Genomic DNA, 17348 nt, shown 5'->3' on the forward strand with positions numbered 1-17348 from the left:
CAGCGGCGAGGATGGCGGCGAGGAGGAGGGACTTTTGCATTTTGGTTTCCTTGGCTGTTGGCTACAACGTGAATTCGGTACAACACCTGATCGAGCTAGCGACCTCGATCAGCCCAAAATAGTAGCACGAGCGTCACGGATCAAGTTGCAGCGCTGGAAACAAGGTTTTACAAGCCAAGTTTTGTTGTGCTTATGCAACAAGAACAGGCCTCCCAGATTTCAGCAAAACGACCTGCGTACCCGGCAATCTCGCTGGCATCGGCGCGTACGTGTTTGCCGCGCCAGTGCGCGTGATGTGTGCGGATCACCGCTTCGCCCGATCCGTTCAGCATGAAGGTTTCGCTCAGATGACGCAGTGTTCGAGGCGTCTGGCGTATGCGCACACGATGCGCTTGTGCGGTGCACAGCGTCCACAGTCGGGGCATGCGGTGTTGCAGCGGTCCGGCGTCGTGCAGCACGACGCGCACCTCGGCCCGCGGTGATTGTGCGAGGGCCCGGGTGAGTGTCTCGACCGCGAGGCGCGAATCGAGCGCAGTGTCGCGCAGATCGGTGTCGAAGATGTCGAGCGAGCGATCGATCTGCGCGATCAACGCACCGATCGCTGTCTGATAGCCGGCGCGATCGTCGAAACGGAAGACACCCGTCTCCTCAGTCAATGGCGGCTCCGGTGTGCAGGAAGCCGTCGCAATACCAGTCGTAGAGCAGGTCAAGCGTGCCCTCGTGGTCGGCGATCCGGGCGACGCTGCGGGCGCTGGCCAGCTCGCGCAGGGTGTCGATACTGCCTGCAGGCAGTTCCACTGGCTCGCCGTTGATCCAGAACTGGCGGCCGCTGCGCAGCAGCAGGGTCCGGCCGTCCAGCCGCGCGCCGTGCTTTGACACCTGTTGCGCAAAACGCTTCAGTGACAGCAGGTCATCCGGCGGATCGAAGAACACGTGCGGTTTCGGTTCGCTCAGGTAACCGCCGAGGAAGGCCTCGACGTCCTTGCGCGACCACTTGATGGTGTTCAGCACCGCCTCGACCCTGTCTATCATCGCCACCGGCAGCTGGGCCGGATCGGCCTGCAGTGCGAGGTCGGGGTCGGCGTACATGCCGGGCATGCAGATCTCGTCGCGCAGGTAGTCAAGGAAGCCGGTCGCCAGCTCCTGCATCGACGGCGTGCGGAAGCCGATCGAGTAGGTGGTGCATTCGCCTTCGGCGATGCCGTTGTGCGCACACTTGGGCGGCAGGTAGAGCATGTCGCCCGGTTCCAGCACCCACTCCTGTTCGGGCACGAAATTCTTCAGGATGCGCAGCGGTGCGTCCTCTATCAGCGTGAGGTCGGTCTGTTCGCTGATCTGCCAGCGGCGGCGGCCGGTGCCCTGCAGCAGGAACACGTCATAGGAATCGAAGTGCGGGCCGACGCCGCCGCCATCGGTGGCGTAGCTCACCATCACGTCGTCCAGCCGGGCGTAGGGCACGAAGCTGAAACGGCGCATCAGTGCGTCGGCTTGCGGCAGCAGCATGTTCAGGCCCTGCACCAGAACGGTCCACGGTTTCGTTTTCGGGCGCCGGATCAGCGAGGCCGGCAGCGGGCCTCGCTCCATTTCCCAGTTGCGGCCGTCGTGCGCGATGAAACGCGATTCGACGTCTTCGTCGCGTGCGAGATCGAGCAATTGCTCGCGCGGCAGCAAGCCGTTGAAGCCGGGGATGGCGCCGCGGATGAGCAGCGGTTTCTTCTGCCAGTAGTCGCGCAGGAAGGTACGCGGGCTGAGCCCGCCGAGCAGTGTCTTGTCCATGGGTGCGGATTATCCGCGATGGCGCGGCCGCGGCGCACGCAGCAGGTAAAATCGCGCCCTTTCGCTCTCGCAGGACACGTCATGCCGGTCGCCCGCATCGAATCGCTGGACCACGAAGGTCGCGGCGTCACCCACTACGAAGGCAAGGTCATCTTCGTCGATGGCGCCTTGCCGGGCGAAACCATCGATTTCTCGCCCTACCGCAAGAAGGCGTCCTACGAACTGGCGCAGATCAGCCGCATCGTGAAACCGAGTGCGCAGCGCGTGACGCCGCGCTGCCGCCATTTCGGCAACTGCGGCGGCTGCAGCATGCAGCACCTCGACGTCGCCGCGCAGGCGTCGGCCAAGCAGCGCGTGCTCGAGGACGCCTTGTGGCACGTCGGCCGCGTCAAGCCGGAAACGGTGTTTGCGCCGCTGGTCGGTCCGGGCTGGGGCTATCGCTACCGCGCGCGGCTGTCGGTGCGCTACGTGCCGCGCAAGGGCGGCGTGCTGGTCGGTTTCCGCGAGAAGAAGTCGAGCTACGTCGCCGACATGGACTCCTGTGAGGTGTTGCCGCCGCACGTGTCGGCGCTGCTGCTGCCGCTGCGCACACTGATCGACGGCTTTTCGCTGCGTGACCGACTGCCGCAGATCGAGGTCGCCATCGGCGGCGAGCGCGAAGAACAGATGACGGTGCTGGTTTTCCGCATCCTCGAGAAGATGACCGCCGACGACGAGGCAGCGCTGCGCGCCTTTGCCGACGCGCACCGGCTGTACATCTACGTGCAGCCGGGCGGCCCGGACACGGTGCTGCCGTTCTGGCCGATTCCGATGCCCGAACTGGCCTATTCGCTGCCAGATTTCGGCGTGAAGCTGGCGTTCGCGCCGACCGAATTCACGCAGGTGAACCACGGCATCAACCGCTCGTTGTTGCGTCGCGCGATGTCGCTGCTGGCGCCGCAGAAAGGCGAGCGCATCGCCGACATGTTCTGTGGCCTCGGCAATTTCTCGCTGCCGATCGCTTCGCTCGGCGCCGACGTGGTCGGTATCGAGGGCGCCGATGCGCTGGTGAAGCGCGCTGCGCGCAATGCGGCGGCCAACGGGCTGACCGAGCGGTCGAGCTTTGCGGTCGCCAATCTGTTCGAGATCACACCCGAGTCCTACGCCGCGCTCGGCCGCTTCGACAAGATGCTGATCGATCCGCCGCGCGAGGGCGCGATGGAACTGGTGAAGTCCCTGCCGCACTCGGCCGACGACACGGCACCGTCGCGCATCGTCTACGTGTCGTGCAACCCGGCCACGCTGGCGCGCGACCTCGAGGTGCTCATCGTGCAGAAGGGTTACCGCCTGCGCGGCGCCGGCATCGCCAACATGTTCCCGCAGACCTCGCACGTCGAGTCGATCGCACTGATCGAACGCGCCTGACCCCGCCGCGGCTTCGCGCACAGCAAAGAAAAAAGCCCCGCAGGGCTCGCGCCCGCGGGGCTCTCGGCTGAGGGGTGTTTCGCTTATTCGCGCTGACCGGTCAGTGCCATCAGCAGATTCAGCAGGCTGACGAACATGTTGTACAGGTTCAGATAGACCGACAGCGACGCCGATACGTAGTTGGTCTCACCGCCGCGCACGATGCGCTGGATGTCGTACAGCATCCAGGCGGCCGAGATCAGCACGATGGCAGCGGAAATCGCCAGATGCAGGCCCGGCATCTGCAGGAAGATGTTGGCGACGATGGCCAGCAGGATGACGATCATGCCGATCATCAGGAAGCTGCCCATGTTCGAGAAGTCGCGCTTGGTCGTTGCGGCGACCGACGACAGCACGAGGAAGGTAACCGCCGTACCGCCGGCCGCCATCGCGATGATGGAGCCACCGTTCGAGAAGCCCAGCGCCACCTGCAGGATGCGGCTCAGCATCAGCCCCATGAAGAAGGTGAAACCGAGCAGCAGGGCGACGCCGAGGCCGCTGTTCTTGTTCTTCTCGATTGCCCACATGAAGCCCCAGGCGATGCCGAGGAAGAGCACGAAGGAAATGAGCGGGCTGCCGGAGAAGAAGCTGAAACGCATCTGCACGCCGACCAATGCGCCGAGCAGGGTCGGCACCATCGATACGGCGAGCATCATGTAGGTATTGCGCAGCACGCGGTTCTGGCCGGCGGACAGCGAACCGGTGGTCTGCATGCTCTGGAATTGCGGTTGCATCAATGTCTCCCGAAGGATGATTAGTGTTCTAAAGACTATCGCACAGGGTGCGAAGTTTCAACGCTGCTCATCATGCTAGACTGCGCGCCTCATCCGTAACCCTTGTCTGGCGCCATTGTGCGCATGACAGGCGGCATCCAGGAAGCGTGGCAGAGTGGTTGAATGCACCGGTCTTGAAAACCGGCAACGTCGCAAGGCGTTCGTGAGTTCGAATCTCACCGCTTCCGCCAAATCTCCCCAGCACCGCGTTACTCCTCGCCGCGGCCGCGTTGTGCCCGGCAAGCGCTCAGGAAGCGTCTCGCACCCAACCGACGCCCCATCGATCCCCCTGGTCCGTCCCCTCGTGGCTTGGCGCCGGAGAGAGGCGCAGCGTGAAATCTCTTCACAGGGTACCTGTGCGTGCCGTGTCTTCGCTTTGGCCGCGGGCTGGGAAAGAGCTCTCGCCGCATCATCCAAAAGGCTGAGCGAGCGACGCTGCGCGCGATTCCGCGGAGCGCTCAGGGCATTATGCGGGCAACAAGGCTCGACAACTGAGCTCACGCGAACGGGCATCAGCCCGCCAGGAACACGGAGACACGGCATGAGCGCCATGGAGCGCATCTACCGCATCGACCAGCTACTCGCCGGCCGCACGGCCGTGCCGCGCGCCGAACTGCAAGAAAAGCTCGGCGTGTCGTGGGCGACGCTGAAGCGCGACCTCGCCTACATGAAGGACAGGCTGCACGCGCCCGTCGTGTTCGATCGCGATCTGGGCGGCTACCGCTTCGAGAGAGAATGTCAGCGCATCGGTCCGCAGCGCGAACTGCCCGGCTTGCGGTTCTCGGCGGAAGAGATCCACGTGCCGCTCACCCTGCAGCACCTGCTCGCCAACCTCGATATCGGCGGCCTGCTCGGCAGTGCCTACAACCTGGCGGAAGAGGTGAAGAAGCGCATCCGCATCGAAACAGTCGGCGCGCGCCGCTTCCAACTCAGCCACTTCCAGGCGGTCGGCTCGGCCCTGCTGCGCCGCAAGCGCATGGTCATCCGCTACCACGCACGCGGCACCGATCAGGAAACCGAACGCGAAATCTCGCCGCAGCGGCTCATCTACTACCGCGACAACTGGTACTTCGGAGGGTTAAGTGCGTTCGCTGTTTGATTCTCACGATGCTAAGGAACTCATGCCTGCATCGGCCTGGGTTCGATTTCTGCGCAGTTATGGCCCGACGCCGAACAACCTGACGATGTTCGACGAATACGTGTCGGGCGCGCTGCGCCGCGCCAACGTCCAGCCGATCAGCCTGTCAACGCCGCTGCTCGATGACATGGTCACGCACATCGAGTCCAGGGTGCCTGGATCTTTGTTGATCGCCGGAACAGCTGGAGACGGCAAGACCTACCACTGCCGGGCTCTGTGGGCTCGAGTCGGCGGCGACCCGAAGGTCTGGGCGGGCAAGGAGAACGTCAAGGAACATCGCCTAGCCGATGGCCGCCTGGCGGTTTTCATCAAGGATCTCTCCGAATTCAACGGCCAGGAGAGCGACCTGCCACTGCAACGCCTCGAAAAGTCGGTGCTGGGCGGGGACGACTCTGAGATCGTGATCTTGGCTGCCAACCATGGCCAACTCCTCGATCGCCTTCGCGACTTGGGCCGGCGGCAGGACCGCGTCCATCCGCTTCGGAAGCCTTTGCAAGAGAGCTTCTTGCAAGCCGGTCCAGCGCCCGAACGCCTGGCCGTCTTCGACCTCAGTCGCTCCACCAGCCGAAAGACGCTCGATGAAGTCGCCAGGGCGGTCGCGGGGCATCCCGATTGGGACAACTGCTCGCGTTGCTCATTGACGGCCGGCGACAAGGTTTGCCCGATCGATGAGAACCGTCGCCGCCTTCTTGGCGAAGCAGATGGAGGGCAGCTCGCCGGCCGACTCGGCGACCTAGTTGAGATCGCCCGCCTCAACGGGTTGCACCTGCCCGTGCGCGACCTTTTGGCGCTGTGCTCCAACATCGTCTTGGGCTTCGCGGATGCGAAGCTGGCCAAAGAGAACCTGATGACCTGCGCGGATGTGCCCAAGATCCAAGAGAGCGGGAATATCGGCAAGGCCAGCGTCTACGCCAACGCCTTCGGCGCGAACCTGCCCAAGCGCAGGGCCTCCGACCGCCCGGTCTTCAAAGCCATGGCGAGCTTCGGCGTGGGCGAGGAAACGACCAACGCGGCCGACGGGCTGCTGGTCTATGGCAAAGACGACTCGCGGCTGCAAGAGGATTTCGCTCGCCTAGTTGCCGTCAACCCGGTCTACGGCGCGACCGCGGATTTCCGCGCGGCCCAAGACGCCTACCTCGAGGGCCACGAAGGCGCGCGCCTGGAAGGCGGATCCACCGAGTTCATGGAGATGTTGGAGGACCAGCGCCGCCGGCTCTATTTCTCGCTGCCCGAGTCCGAACCAGGCTACCCCCGATGGTCGATGACGGCCTTCCGCTTCGCGGGAGACTACCTGGACATCATCGAATCGCTCAAGGTCAAGAGGCCCGTGAGCGACACCACGCGCGGGCGCATCGCCCGGGGCTTGAACCGGGTCATGACGGGACTGCTCTTGGAGAACGTCAACCGCATCTTTATCGCCAGCTCCGGCGGCTTCACACAAAGCCGTGTGAGCGTGCTCTGCGACCACGAGACGCCTTCGCGCAGGCAGGGCGGCGTGGGCATGGCCATCAAGCTCGACGAGGAGACCGGTCGCCCGCAGCTCGATGTCTCGCTCTCGCCTGGCCCTGGCAACTCGGTGGCCTTCGACCTCACGCCCATCCGCCATGAGTTCCTCGCGCGCGTCGCCGAAGGCGCGCTGCCGGCGAGCTTCTCCAACGAATGCCTCGAAGACCTGCTGGCCTTCAAGGCGAAGCTGCTGCGCAAGGCGGAGATTGTTCGCAAGGCCGGCTTTGCCAGCGACGACGACGAGGTCGGAGGAGAGGCGTCGGCCTTGACGCTCAATTTTATCGACATCGAGCCGGGAGGCCGCGGCTTCACCCGCCCCGTGACCGTGAGGGCCCCGGCATGAGCGAGATCTTCAAACGCCCCGAGATCAAGAGCGTCGATTTCACCGTCAACGAGAACATCTGGGGCCACCGCCTCTACGACGAGCAGCTCCCTCATTTGACGGTGCTCGAGTTCCTCGGCGCTTTGGGCTCGAACCTGGACAAGCCGCTGCGCCCGCACGAGGGCCTCGGTGGAGCCTTCAAGTTCCAGCCTCAACGCCAGATCCGCCTCCGAGGGTTGCTCTTCAACAACCCCTACGTCGAATCCATCTCCGAGAGCGCCCACCCCGACGAGGAGAAGTGGCGGCAGTGGTTCGAGAAGTTCGCCCAAGGCTCGACCGGCAATGGCGATGGCGCCGACGACATGGCCTACCTGCGCGATTCGTTCGCGAGCTTCGATGATTTCGCCAAAGCCGTTGAGCTGCTGCGCTCGTCTTCCTTCGAGTCGCGTAGCAACAAGCGCTGGAGCTCAAAGTTCGTCTTCCCTTTTGGCCCGGACGCCCTCTACGAGGACTTGGAGATCGACTCCAAGGGCAAGATGAGCAACGACCGGCGCTTTTTCGCCCGCACCGGCGAGCTGCTCTACATCATGCTCACGCGGGCCAAGCGCGGCGCCGAACTTGGCGATCTGCTTTCTAAGCGCCTCTTCGATCGCGAGGCGCCGATGAATCGGCTCGCCCGCGCAATGCAAGGCGCGCCGCAGCGGGCCGAAGACTCCCGGCAGTCGGGCTACCTGCCCGAGGCCGCCAACCCGCGCTTCGACCAGACCTGCGAAGACTGGCTGTCGATCCTGGGCAAAGACATGCCGATCTACGACGCCTTGGAGCATCTGATTGCCATCTCCGGCCTCAACATGCTGCTCTACTTCCTGGAGCGGGCCAAGCGCGTGGCAGGCGACGACGACCCGGTCGAGATCGTCTGCGAAATCGTCTCCAAGGAGCGTACGAAGGTTCGGGCGCTCTCCGGCGACAGCTACCAGCTCAACCAAGGGCTGCCCGCTAAGGCGGTGCGCGCCTATGTCGAGTCGATCCGCATGGACGCTCTCTGGGCCAAAGCCGCCTCCAGCGAGTTTGCAGAAGCCGAGCGAGTGAGGCTCATGCGCGAGCGCTTCCAGTGGCCGACGGCCGATGACGGAGACGATGAGGACTATTCCGGCGAGAGCCCGGACGTGTTGGTCGGCAAGCTCGTTGAGCTGGCTCTGGCTCGTCATGAGCAACACGTCGGCAAGATCCACGCGTCCTGGTCGCGGGCGATCGGCCTGAGCTCGCGCCGCCTTTCGCGGCGCACGCGCTACGCCCCCAACGACCGGCTTTTGAAGTCGATCGTGGTGGCCATCGTTGACGACCGCATGCAGTTCGACGAGTTTCTGGCCGAAGCCAAGCGTCGCTACGGCTTGGTCCTTGGCGACGCTGAAGGCGCGCGGCTGCTCGACGCGAAGCTCGTCGACCAAGAGGAGCTCAGCGAGAACCGGGACAACCTGGAAGCCCGTCTCGTGGGGTTGGGCCTGGTCCGCAGGCTCTCCGACTCCTGCTCGTTCGTTGAAAACCCGTTCGCGTTCCAGGGAGAGGCCGCATGCTGACCGACCGAATCATCGGGCGCGTCGGCGCGGATATCCTCGCGAAGCGCATATTCAACTCGGGGCAGCCGGGGGATTCCGCCGCGCTTTTCCGGCTCGACAAGCTGTCGTCAAACCAGATCGCGTCAGTGGCACGGGCGATCCTCGCCAATCCCGATCTGCTTGCCCACGTGGATCTCATGATTCCCGAGGCTTTGGTCGATGGACAAGGCCTTCCGCCCGAGATCCTGATCTCGCACAACGCCGGCTACGTCCGCAACAACGCCACGACCGCCAAGGCGGCGATCCTCACGGCCAACGGAAACGAGCACAACTTGGCCGACACGCTCGGCCACGTCATGGCCATTGGTGCCAAGGAAATGCGCGCCGACCCGGAGCCTTGGGTCGAGGCCGCGCTGCATGCCGGCGGGCTGTCGCCCGTGCCGGACGACCGCCTGGTGTTCCAGGCGGCCCTAGGCGGCTTGCTGACTTCTTCCGAGCTCTCCCTCGTCCAGCTCGGCGAGTTCTGCGCCGAGATTGTCGAGGCCATGTGAACCCGGGGCCTGGCTATCCGTGACGCCGTGGGCTTCGCCTTGCCGTGCGCGGGCCTGCCCCGCGACAGCGCGCTGTTCTCAAATACTAAGACCTTCGGTGCGCTTCGGAAGCCTTGGCAGAAGGCCTTCGCCAAGCTCTACACGCAGCGCGCGCCGCTGCTCAAGAAGCTCCGCCAAAACGGCCAGCCGCTGGATCCTGAGGAGTTGAACGAGCGCATAGCCGCCAACGCAGCCGAGATCGACGAAGCCGCTCGCTTGGCGCTCCAAGCCTTTGCCGCGGCCCCGGCGGGGGACCAAGAGGCGGCGTCCGCACTGGCCCAGTTCGAATGGGAAGCCGAAGGTGTCTATCTGGCCTTCGACAAGCCCAAGGAGAAACAGCTCGGTTTGGCCGACGCCACAGTCCGCTTCTTCGACCACGACTGCGACCAAGAGAACTCGCTCGATCAGGAGGGCCGGAAGCTCCTGGAGGACTTGAAGTCGCGCGAGCGCCGCTCCGACTTCACCGAGGACGACGAGGAATTCTTCGTCAAGCACCGCCGGCTGCTCGAACAGGACGCCAAGCTCTGCGCCCGTTGGGAGAAGGCGCTCTACGGCAAGCCGATCGAGTGCAACGACTTCTTCGATGGCTTCGCCCGCGTGGTCAACAGCCTGCATGCGGGCCTGCGCGACGCCGAGGGCGATCGGATCCTGCGTTTCACCGTGGCCAAGGGCCGCAAGGAGTGGCGCGAGCGCTTCAACTACGATGCCGGCAGCTACTTCTCGGCTATGTATCGCGGCTTGAAGGAGCTCATGGGCTCCAAGGCCGAATGGAAGGTGGAACGCCTCGGCAACGCGAGCCTGCCCGACCCGCTCTTTGACTACGAGGCCTTCTTCGCCAAGGAGAAGGAGCTTCGCAACGACAAGAAGAACAAGGTTCGGCCGAATTCGTCTCTTTCGCGCGTGGCCTTGCAGATCAAGTTCGATGTGGCCCTGGTCCAGGTCTCCAAGGACAAGGAGACGGTGCTGGCCAAGACCCAGCTTCTGTGGAGCTACAAGCCCACTTCCATCGGCTTGTCGATGGTCGCCGACATGCGCCGCCTGTTGGAGAAGGGCGCGGTCGGCTGCACGGAAGTCCCGCGCCGCCTAGTGAGCAAGAAGGGCGGGGTGCAGAACGTCTCGCTGCTCGATACCGGCACTTTGGAGGCCACTTACTCCACAGACGCCGGATCGCTCGTGCCGGCCGCCAACAAGCTGCGCAGCCTGAGGGCCGACATCAAGTCCCGGATCAAGGATCTGGCGGAGGGCGGATACCTGACCCCGTCTCAACGCGACGAGGTCAAGGCGTCCTGGGACAAGTTCGAAGAGGACTACATCAAGGCGATGGAGGACTTCGTGTCCATCGGGCTGCATGGCGAGGCCGTTATGCGCCAAGCTGAGTCCTTCGGCGCGCTGATGTCTACCCTCATGTCGCAGGCCCGGGGCGACGTCTGCCGCTCGCGCCTGGTTTCGGAGATCTTGTCGGTGGGCACGGCCCGGGTGGCCGGCGACAACCCTGCCTTGATCATCCCGCCGTGGCATCCCGAGCGCATGAAGGCGCTGGCCGTGAAGTCCCGCCGCGTGGCGGGTTTCGCGACCCATCTACTTTCGAGCGGCAACATCCTCTACGGCGACCGCGAGATCTTCATGCGCGAGCTCTCCGATGAGATCTCCCACCCGTTCTATCCGGAGATCGCCGTGCATAATGGGGCCGGCGCGCCGACGCTGGTCTCGGAAAGCAGCACGGTCAACGGCTACAGCCTCTTTGAGTCGCCCACGCGCGGCGCGGATGACGCCATGACCGACGTGGATCCGGCCGCCGCCGCCAAGCAGGCGCGCGAGCTCTTGGAGCGCTATGTCGGTTTGCAGCCCCATGAGGCCTCGAACCTCAGCGTCGTTCTCTACAACGCCGACGCAGCCGAACTGCCGCTGGCGATGGTGCGCGAGCTTTCTTCGATCCACGAAGAAGAGAAGCTGCAATGCAGTGTGTCGGTCCGCCACTCGGATCCTGCGAAGCTTCGCAGCGTTTATGGCGAGCTGGTCAACAAGGTCGGCGACGACCCGGATCTGCCCGTGGTCAGCGAGACCAGCGACAACTTCATCTCGAAGCTGCGCATTTCGGTCACGCCGATCTCGGCGACGCCTGGCGAGAGCGCTCAGGGTTTCAAGGCCTTCGACGTGGCTTTCCTGCACGACGTGGTCTCGCGCGCAGCACGGTCCGAATGGCTCTCGGTACCTTGGACGAACGATCGGCCGAACCTCGACCATGCCCCCTCGCGCTGGTCCTATCGCAGCGTCTCGGGCGAAAACGAACTCAAGTCCACGACGTTCTTGGCATGTCCCTGGCAGACGGCTTCCGGCTGGGCCTACGTGTCCGCCGTGGCCGCCGTATGCCGCCAGCTGGACGCCTTGCCTGGAGAGCGTTATCTGCCGGCTCGGCGCATCTCGCTGCAGAACCCCGCCCTGGCCGGGATGATCAAGGACGCCCACGACTTGGCCGAATGGGTCGCCACCTACGACGAGCTGCTCGACAAGCGCCAACTCCAGCACAACGGCATCACGGTCGTGCGCTACCGCCGCGGCTCGACTAATGGCCGCAACATGATCGTGAGTTCGACCTCCGAGCTGCGCCTGTTGGGTGTGCTGGTGCGCCGGCGGCTGGATGAGTTGAATTTGCAGCTCGACGCTTCGGAGATTCAAGCCGCCGCCGACAAGGCCAAGCGCGATGCGCTGTCGGTCTCCGGCGACATCGTGCTGCGGGCCGCCAAGCGCGGCGTCTCCGCGGGCGAAATGATCGGCCTGGTGCTCAGCCGCCATCTACTCGCCGAGGAGTTCAGGGCGGCGGCGGGCGGTGGCCAGGTCTTGACCGCCTACTTCCTGCTTGACGACTACGCGAGCTGGCTCTCGCAGCCCGAGAGCCGCATCGCCGACATCCTTGCCCTCAATGTCGAGGAGCGGGAAGAGGGCGTCCGCGTGGTCATTTCGATCGTCGAATCGAAATACGTCGCAGCCGATGGCCTCGCTAAGGCGCGGCGTGATTCCAAGGATCAGCTCCTGGCCACGCTGGGCATGTTCCGCGAAGCGCTCTTTGGCGACCCTGGCCGGCTCGACCGCGACGTGTGGCTTGCCCGGCTGGCTGACATGCTCATCGACGCGGACATCCCGCCGGGGATGACCGGTCTGATGGAGCGCGCCCGAGCGAAGCTTCGCGAGGGCGACGTGGAGATTTCCCTGCGCGGCTACTCGCACGTCTACGTTCACACCTCGGACGCCGGTTCGCCCTCGGCCTCCGAACAGGAGCTCCTAGAGGAGTTCGATGGGGTGAGGGCCTGGCAGGAGGTATTCGACCGCCCAGACCTTCGCAAGCTCGCCGAAGCCTATGCCAAGGGCGCGGGCGGGCTCAACGCCCGCGCTGGACTGGGTGCTCATCAACCCTGGGACGGGCACGGTTTCAAGAGGCCAGCGCCCCGCGTGCCCTGGCTAGCCGCCATGGGCCAGCTCGCCAGCGGCGTTGCTGACGCCTTTGTCGAAGCTGCTCCAGAGCCCGAGGGGGCCGTCGCAATGTCGCCGGCCAGCAGCCCTGCGCAAGAGCTTGCCGCTCCTGCGGATAACGTGTCCCAAGCCGACACCGCGGCGCCCGCTTCGGCCAAGGGGGCGGCGCCATCGCCTGCTCCGTCCGCGAACTTCGGCACTGCGCTCTCCGAGCTCGTCGCCTCCAAATACGCAGGCGGCGCGCAGTCCGACGCCGAGCGGGAGGGATGGTCCCAGGAAGTCACCAAGAAACTCAAGGCCGCCCTCAACGGCTACGGGCTGCAGGCCGCGATCCTCGGGACGCGGCTGACGCCCAATGGCTGCTTGGTGCGCCTCGCCGGCTCCGACCGGTTGCGCGTCGAGGACATCGAAAACAAGCGCACGCAGCTCCTGACTACGCACGCGATCAACCTCGTCACGGTCCAGCCCAAGCCCGGCGAGATCGTGGTGACGGTCGCCGGCTCCAAACGCCAAGCCGTGTCGCTCTGGGAGCTCTGGTCCCGCCGTGAGTTCAACCGCAATGTCGCCGGCATTAACACGTCCTTCCTCTTGGGCCTCCAAGAGATCAACGGCGCGCTGCTGTATCTGAACCTCGGCGCGGAGTTCGGCGGACTCTCGTCCCACGAGCCGCATACGCTGGTGGCGGGGGCGACCGGCAGCGGTAAATCGGTGCTGATCCAAGCTTTGATTTTGGACATCGCAGCGACGAACTCCAAAGATCTGGCCCAGCTCATCTTGATCGACCCCAAGATGGGTGTCAACTACGCTCCCTTGGCGGACTTGCCGCACATGCGCGACGAGATCGTGACCACCAAGGAGAAGGCCAGCGAGGTGCTCGAAGCCTTGGTGCAGGAGATGGAGGACCGCTACCGCGCATTCGCCAAAGCCCGCGCGCGCGATCTGCCGACCTACAACGCCAAAGTCTCGGCCGAAGAATGCCTACCCATGGTCTTCTTGGTCCACGATGAGTTCGCGGACTGGATGCTCGACGATGCTTACAAGGGCGCGGTGGGGGCGGCCGTGCAGCGGCTGGGCGTGAAGGCCCGCGCGGCCGGCATCCATCTGATCTTCGCGGCGCAGCGCCCCGACAAGGACGTGATGCCGATGCAGCTTCGCGAGAACCTGGGCAACCGATTGATCTTGAAGGTCTCCAGCGAGGCTACATCCAAGATCGCGCTGGATCGTCCGGGTGCAGAGCTGCTGCTAGGTCGTGGGCACCTGGCCGCCAAGCTCAACGGCGAGCAGGGCTTGGTCTTCGCGCAAGCCCCGTTCCTGTCGGACCACGACATCGAAGCGGCTGTGGCCGCCATTTGTAAAGACAACTCTAATCAGTAACCCAGGGAGAACTTCGTGGCGCAGCCTTTCAAACACGATGCCGCCAGCCTGCTCGACTTCTTTTCGCAGAGCGGGCGTGGCTTTTATGTGCCCTACTACCAGCGCAACTACTCGTGGGACGAAGAGAACGCCACGAAGCTGATTGAGGACATTTTTTCGAGCATCAAGCGGACGCTGACCAAGCCGGAGAACAGCATTTTCCTCGGCACAGTCATCTTGCACGATGAGAAGAACGTGCAGACGGGCGTCCACTCGGATACGCCTAACCTTTTAACCAAGGTTGCGAATGTCGTTGACGGCCAGCAGCGCATAACCTCAATCGCCATGCTTGCCTGCGTGATCGCGGAACAGATCTCCCAAACGGTGCCTAAGCTCAAGGCTTTGGCCGGCTCGGCGACGGAGTTCGACGCATTGGCGACCGAGCTCACCGACGAGCTGCCCAACATCCGGAAATTCTTCTCGGTGGAGATCACCAAGACCGGGGCTCAGCCGGCCTTGAAGCCCAAAATCATCAGGGCAGGCGATGTTTCCGCGAATCCTGTGTCTGATCAGTGGACTCTCAGCGGCCTCATCGACAACTTCTACCGCTCCAACACGTCGAGCTTCCTCTCGAAGTTCATCGCTGGCATCGCCATCGACTCGATCCCGACTGACGAGCGTGTTGGCTCAGTGCTTAGGGTCTTTCGAGAGAAGATCAGCGAAGAGGTCCAGGCGGCCGACGCTTCCCTCGCCATCGGCCTGCTTTTGGCGAACAGCGTCGCCGACGGAAGCCTGTTCAGCTTCATGGCCTATCCGCCCACTTGGTCGAATATCGGCTCGCTCGACTTGGAAGAGCAGTCCGCTTACTACGGTGGGATGTTGCTGCTGGCCGTATGCGCCTTCTTGAAGAACTCGTGCCACCTGGTCGTCATCGAATGTCTGGACCTGGGCTTGGCGTTCGACATGTTCCAGTCGTTGAATGCGACTGGCACGCCGCTGACCGCGTTTGAAGTTTTCAAGCCGCAGGTCGTCAAAGCATGGGGCAATGGGTATTCGACGGCCATCAAGCCTCAGGTCGATCGCATCGAGAAGGTGTTTGAGACCGAGAGCAATTCATCTGACAAGGAAGAGCTCACGGACAAGGTGATCGTGTCCTCGGCGTTGGTCTTCAATGGGATGGAGCGCAGCCGCAGGTTCAGCGAAGAACGCGATTGGCTGACGGACACCCTCGAGGGCTCGTTGTCCGCAGGGGTTCCAACCCAGAAGTCGGTAGACTTCGTCACGACCATCGCAGACCAGGCCGAATATTTCCTGACGTTCGTGAAGCCTCGGAGGTCGCCGAAAAACTCGAACACCTTTGGTCTCTGGGACCGCTTGATCCCCTTGGGGCTGTCGCAGCAGCAAGCTGACCGCGCCGCGCTGTGCGTTTTCTATCTCAAGGACGCTGGTCACCAATTCGCGCATGCTGTGCTGAGCGTGTTCTATTCCAAGCTGCTCCGATCGCAGTCGAATGCAGCGAGCAGGGCTGCGGCGGCAGCCGAATTCGTTTCAGTGTGCGAGGCGACGGCTGCCTTTTTCACGCTCTACATGGGCGCGCAGCAAGGCCGATTCCCGGACTCGGACTATCGGGCACTGTTCCAGTCAACCGCAGGCAATATCTCTTTTGCCAATGGAGGGGCCAACCAATCCGTGGCGTTCGTCAAGGCGGCATTTCGACAGGCATTGGAGAACCAGAAGATCTACGACGCCTCCAACGCGGTCGCCGCGCGGCAAATCTGGGTGGACGTAGCCAAAGAGAATGCTTGGTATTCCCGCAAGGCGGTTTGCCGTTTTGCGCTGTTCGCCTCGGCTCACGACGCGGCGCCCGACCTCACCCCAGGCAATGAGGGCCTGTTCACAAATGGCATGGCGAGCTCGGCTGATCTTCTGAACTGCCGCGCTTGGCACCTGACGAGCTACGAAGTGATCGAGCACGTTGCCACCCGCGACCAGCCATCGACGATCAAATTCCCTGGGCACTTCGACGCCACGATCTACCCAGGCAATTATTCGATCGTGGACAAGCTCGGCAACCTGACACTGCTCTCGACGGCCGTGAATTCTTCGATCTACTCGGAGTGGCCTGACAAAGTCTTCTACTACTGGAACCTCACAATGCCGGGATCGACGGCCGCAGGCCCTACTGGTGCCGCATTGGCAGCCGCGCTGGGCATCGGCAGCGTTCCGCCGTCTCTCTCAACGTTGGTCGCGGCTTCGAATTACCAATCCCATCTAGCCCCGCTCGCGTTCCGTGGCCAAGGTGGGCATCGCTGGGATGCAGCCTTCATCGCCAAGCGGTCGGAACACCTGTGCCAACGCGTCTTCGACAAGCTCGATCCCTGGCTGCGGTAGCCGGATTTGATTTGGCGTGGGCCTCTTCCGATCTAGGGTGACGTTGGGGCGATTCCAGGTCGATAGACGGTGACTTCCACGTCGTCGTCGTCGATCCCGTAGTGGTCTTGGTGCAGGGCAAAGTCGCTTTGCAGATGAAGGTTCAGGACGTAGTCGAGGGTGCACTTGCCAATGAAACGAGCGAACTCTTTGCCGCGGGCTCTCTTTGCGACGTTGTAGTCGTAAGACTCAAATCCTGGACTGAACGAGCGGAAGATGATCTGAATGTATAGGGCCGCGACACGGCATGCATGCCGAAGCATGAGGATCAGTTCCTCGCTGTCCTCGTAGCCGCCATAGTCCGCTGGTGGCCCCAAGGGGAATGTTCCGTGTGCCACATGGTTTCGAAGGTTGCGCACGAGTTGAAGTGCGAACGTGGGCAGCTTCTCTGCGCCGGCCTCGATTCCCGCGACTGACGCGTTGTGCTCAACCTTGTATCGGTTGAAGAGGCTGATGAAGTTGCCGCAGTGGTGTTCGAAATCTTGCGGAGTGCTCCTTGGGCCCGCCCGTTCGAACAAATCATCAAGCAACGCGATGGCCCGCATGCTGGTGGTTCGCTTGAGATCCTTCTTAGCCACACCGTTTGCCGCAGCCAGTGGGGCGTAGAGATGATCGATGAAGCGATATGCCTCTTCAAATCCATTACAGACGAACACGAAGCGAGTTAGCGCCGTAGCGTGACTTGTGTAGTGCTCCGAATGCGCGTCGATATTGTCGGCGGCTGTGCCGCAATAGAAGCCCGCGTCTGAGGATTCAAACTTCCAGGTGTTGACTTCGACCTTCTCGAGCTGGGCGGCTAGCTTCAACCAATCTCCAATGGTCTCCGTCCGTATGGTCGCCGTGCCATGTTCACTTACATAGGTCGAAGTGTTCCCTAGGTAGTTTGCGGCCAGGCCCACCTCAATGAGGTGCTCGGACAGCCTGCGGGTCTTGGAGCAAATGGGGCAGGGGTTGGGAGGATTCGATTTCGGGTCGTCCACGCTCATCGGCTGC

The 17348-nt window shown here is 63.3% G+C and carries 11 protein-coding genes and 1 tRNA gene; 8 read left to right on the forward strand and 4 right to left on the reverse strand.

All coding sequences use genetic code 11. The features are described 5' to 3' along the window. Nucleotides 1-167: 167 nt before the first annotated feature. Nucleotides 168-710: a hypothetical protein gene (locus ACQ66H_RS08295; protein WP_430433606.1), complete on the reverse strand. Its 543-nt coding sequence runs from the start codon at nucleotides 708-710 to the stop codon at nucleotides 168-170. Further along, nucleotides 649-1776: a JmjC domain-containing protein gene (locus tag ACQ66H_RS08300; RefSeq protein ID WP_430433607.1), complete on the reverse strand. Its 1128-nt coding sequence runs from the start codon at nucleotides 1774-1776 to the stop codon at nucleotides 649-651. The genes ACQ66H_RS08295 and ACQ66H_RS08300 overlap by 62 nt, the downstream gene beginning before the upstream one ends. An 81-nt stretch (nucleotides 1777-1857) precedes the next feature. Here ACQ66H_RS08300 and rlmD point away from each other — a divergent pair, with 81 nt between their 5' ends. Beyond that, nucleotides 1858-3180: a 23S rRNA (uracil(1939)-C(5))-methyltransferase RlmD gene (rlmD, locus tag ACQ66H_RS08305; protein WP_430433608.1), complete on the forward strand. Its 1323-nt coding sequence runs from the start codon at nucleotides 1858-1860 to the stop codon at nucleotides 3178-3180. An 83-nt stretch (nucleotides 3181-3263) separates the two neighbouring features. On the opposite strand, the gene ACQ66H_RS08310 is transcribed toward rlmD, so the two are convergent. Continuing rightward, nucleotides 3264-3953, reverse strand: coding sequence for a Bax inhibitor-1/YccA family protein (locus ACQ66H_RS08310; RefSeq protein ID WP_019918708.1), 690 nt, complete (start codon nucleotides 3951-3953; stop codon nucleotides 3264-3266). A 140-nt stretch (nucleotides 3954-4093) separates the two neighbouring features. Here ACQ66H_RS08310 and ACQ66H_RS08315 point away from each other — a divergent pair. The 7 genes from ACQ66H_RS08315 (at nucleotide 4094) to ACQ66H_RS08345 (ending at nucleotide 16316) form a co-directional block, all read left to right on the forward strand. Further along, a tRNA-Ser gene (locus ACQ66H_RS08315) sits at nucleotides 4094-4183 on the forward strand. A 350-nt stretch (nucleotides 4184-4533) separates the two neighbouring features. Next, on the forward strand, nucleotides 4534-5091 hold the full coding sequence (locus tag ACQ66H_RS08320) for a helix-turn-helix transcriptional regulator (RefSeq protein WP_430433609.1): 558 nt from the start codon (nucleotides 4534-4536) through the stop codon (nucleotides 5089-5091). Beyond that, a complete protein-coding gene (locus ACQ66H_RS08325) occupies nucleotides 5075-6979 on the forward strand; it encodes a hypothetical protein (protein WP_430433610.1) in 1905 nt (634 codons plus the stop codon). Before ACQ66H_RS08320 ends, ACQ66H_RS08325 begins: the two co-directional genes overlap by 17 nt. Beyond that, nucleotides 6976-8535 (forward strand): hypothetical protein, encoded by a 1560-nt coding sequence (locus ACQ66H_RS08330; RefSeq protein ID WP_430433611.1) that lies wholly within the window; start codon nucleotides 6976-6978, stop codon nucleotides 8533-8535. The genes ACQ66H_RS08325 and ACQ66H_RS08330 overlap by 4 nt, the downstream gene beginning before the upstream one ends. Then, nucleotides 8529-9065 (forward strand): hypothetical protein, encoded by a 537-nt coding sequence (locus tag ACQ66H_RS08335; protein ID WP_430433612.1) that lies wholly within the window; start codon nucleotides 8529-8531, stop codon nucleotides 9063-9065. The genes ACQ66H_RS08330 and ACQ66H_RS08335 overlap by 7 nt, the downstream gene beginning before the upstream one ends. A 27-nt stretch (nucleotides 9066-9092) precedes the next feature. Beyond that, on the forward strand, nucleotides 9093-13946 hold the full coding sequence (locus ACQ66H_RS08340) for an FtsK/SpoIIIE domain-containing protein (protein WP_430433613.1): 4854 nt from the start codon (nucleotides 9093-9095) through the stop codon (nucleotides 13944-13946). A 15-nt stretch (nucleotides 13947-13961) separates the two neighbouring features. Next, nucleotides 13962-16316 carry a GmrSD restriction endonuclease domain-containing protein gene (locus ACQ66H_RS08345; RefSeq protein WP_430433614.1) on the forward strand — a complete coding sequence of 785 codons (2355 nt, stop codon included), beginning with the start codon at nucleotides 13962-13964 and terminating at the stop codon, nucleotides 16314-16316. A 32-nt stretch (nucleotides 16317-16348) separates the two neighbouring features. Here the strand turns inward: ACQ66H_RS08345 and ACQ66H_RS08350 are convergent, their stop codons facing one another. After that, on the reverse strand, nucleotides 16349-17341 hold the full coding sequence (locus ACQ66H_RS08350; RefSeq protein WP_430433615.1) for a hypothetical protein: 993 nt from the start codon (nucleotides 17339-17341) through the stop codon (nucleotides 16349-16351). Nucleotides 17342-17348: the final 7 nt, after the last annotated feature.

Source organism: Methyloversatilis sp., from assembly GCF_965284615.1.
In the GTDB taxonomy this organism is placed as follows: Bacteria; Pseudomonadota; Gammaproteobacteria; order Burkholderiales; family Rhodocyclaceae; genus Methyloversatilis.

Excerpts from the sequence above, each read along its gene's own strand:
- ACQ66H_RS08320 (WP_430433609.1), top strand. The coding sequence starts at position 4,534 with ATGAGCGCCATGGAGCGCATCTACCGCATCGACCAGCTACTCGCCGGC.
- ACQ66H_RS08335 (WP_430433612.1), top strand. The coding sequence starts at position 8,529 with ATGCTGACCGACCGAATCATCGGGCGCGTCGGCGCGGATATCCTCGCG.
- ACQ66H_RS08310 (WP_019918708.1), bottom strand. The coding sequence starts at position 3,953 with ATGCAACCGCAATTCCAGAGCATGCAGACCACCGGTTCGCTGTCCGCC.
- ACQ66H_RS08300 (WP_430433607.1), bottom strand. The coding sequence starts at position 1,776 with ATGGACAAGACACTGCTCGGCGGGCTCAGCCCGCGTACCTTCCTGCGC.
- rlmD (WP_430433608.1), top strand. The coding sequence starts at position 1,858 with ATGCCGGTCGCCCGCATCGAATCGCTGGACCACGAAGGTCGCGGCGTC.
- ACQ66H_RS08330 (WP_430433611.1), top strand. The coding sequence starts at position 6,976 with ATGAGCGAGATCTTCAAACGCCCCGAGATCAAGAGCGTCGATTTCACC.
- ACQ66H_RS08350 (WP_430433615.1), bottom strand. The coding sequence starts at position 17,341 with ATGAGCGTGGACGACCCGAAATCGAATCCTCCCAACCCCTGCCCCATT.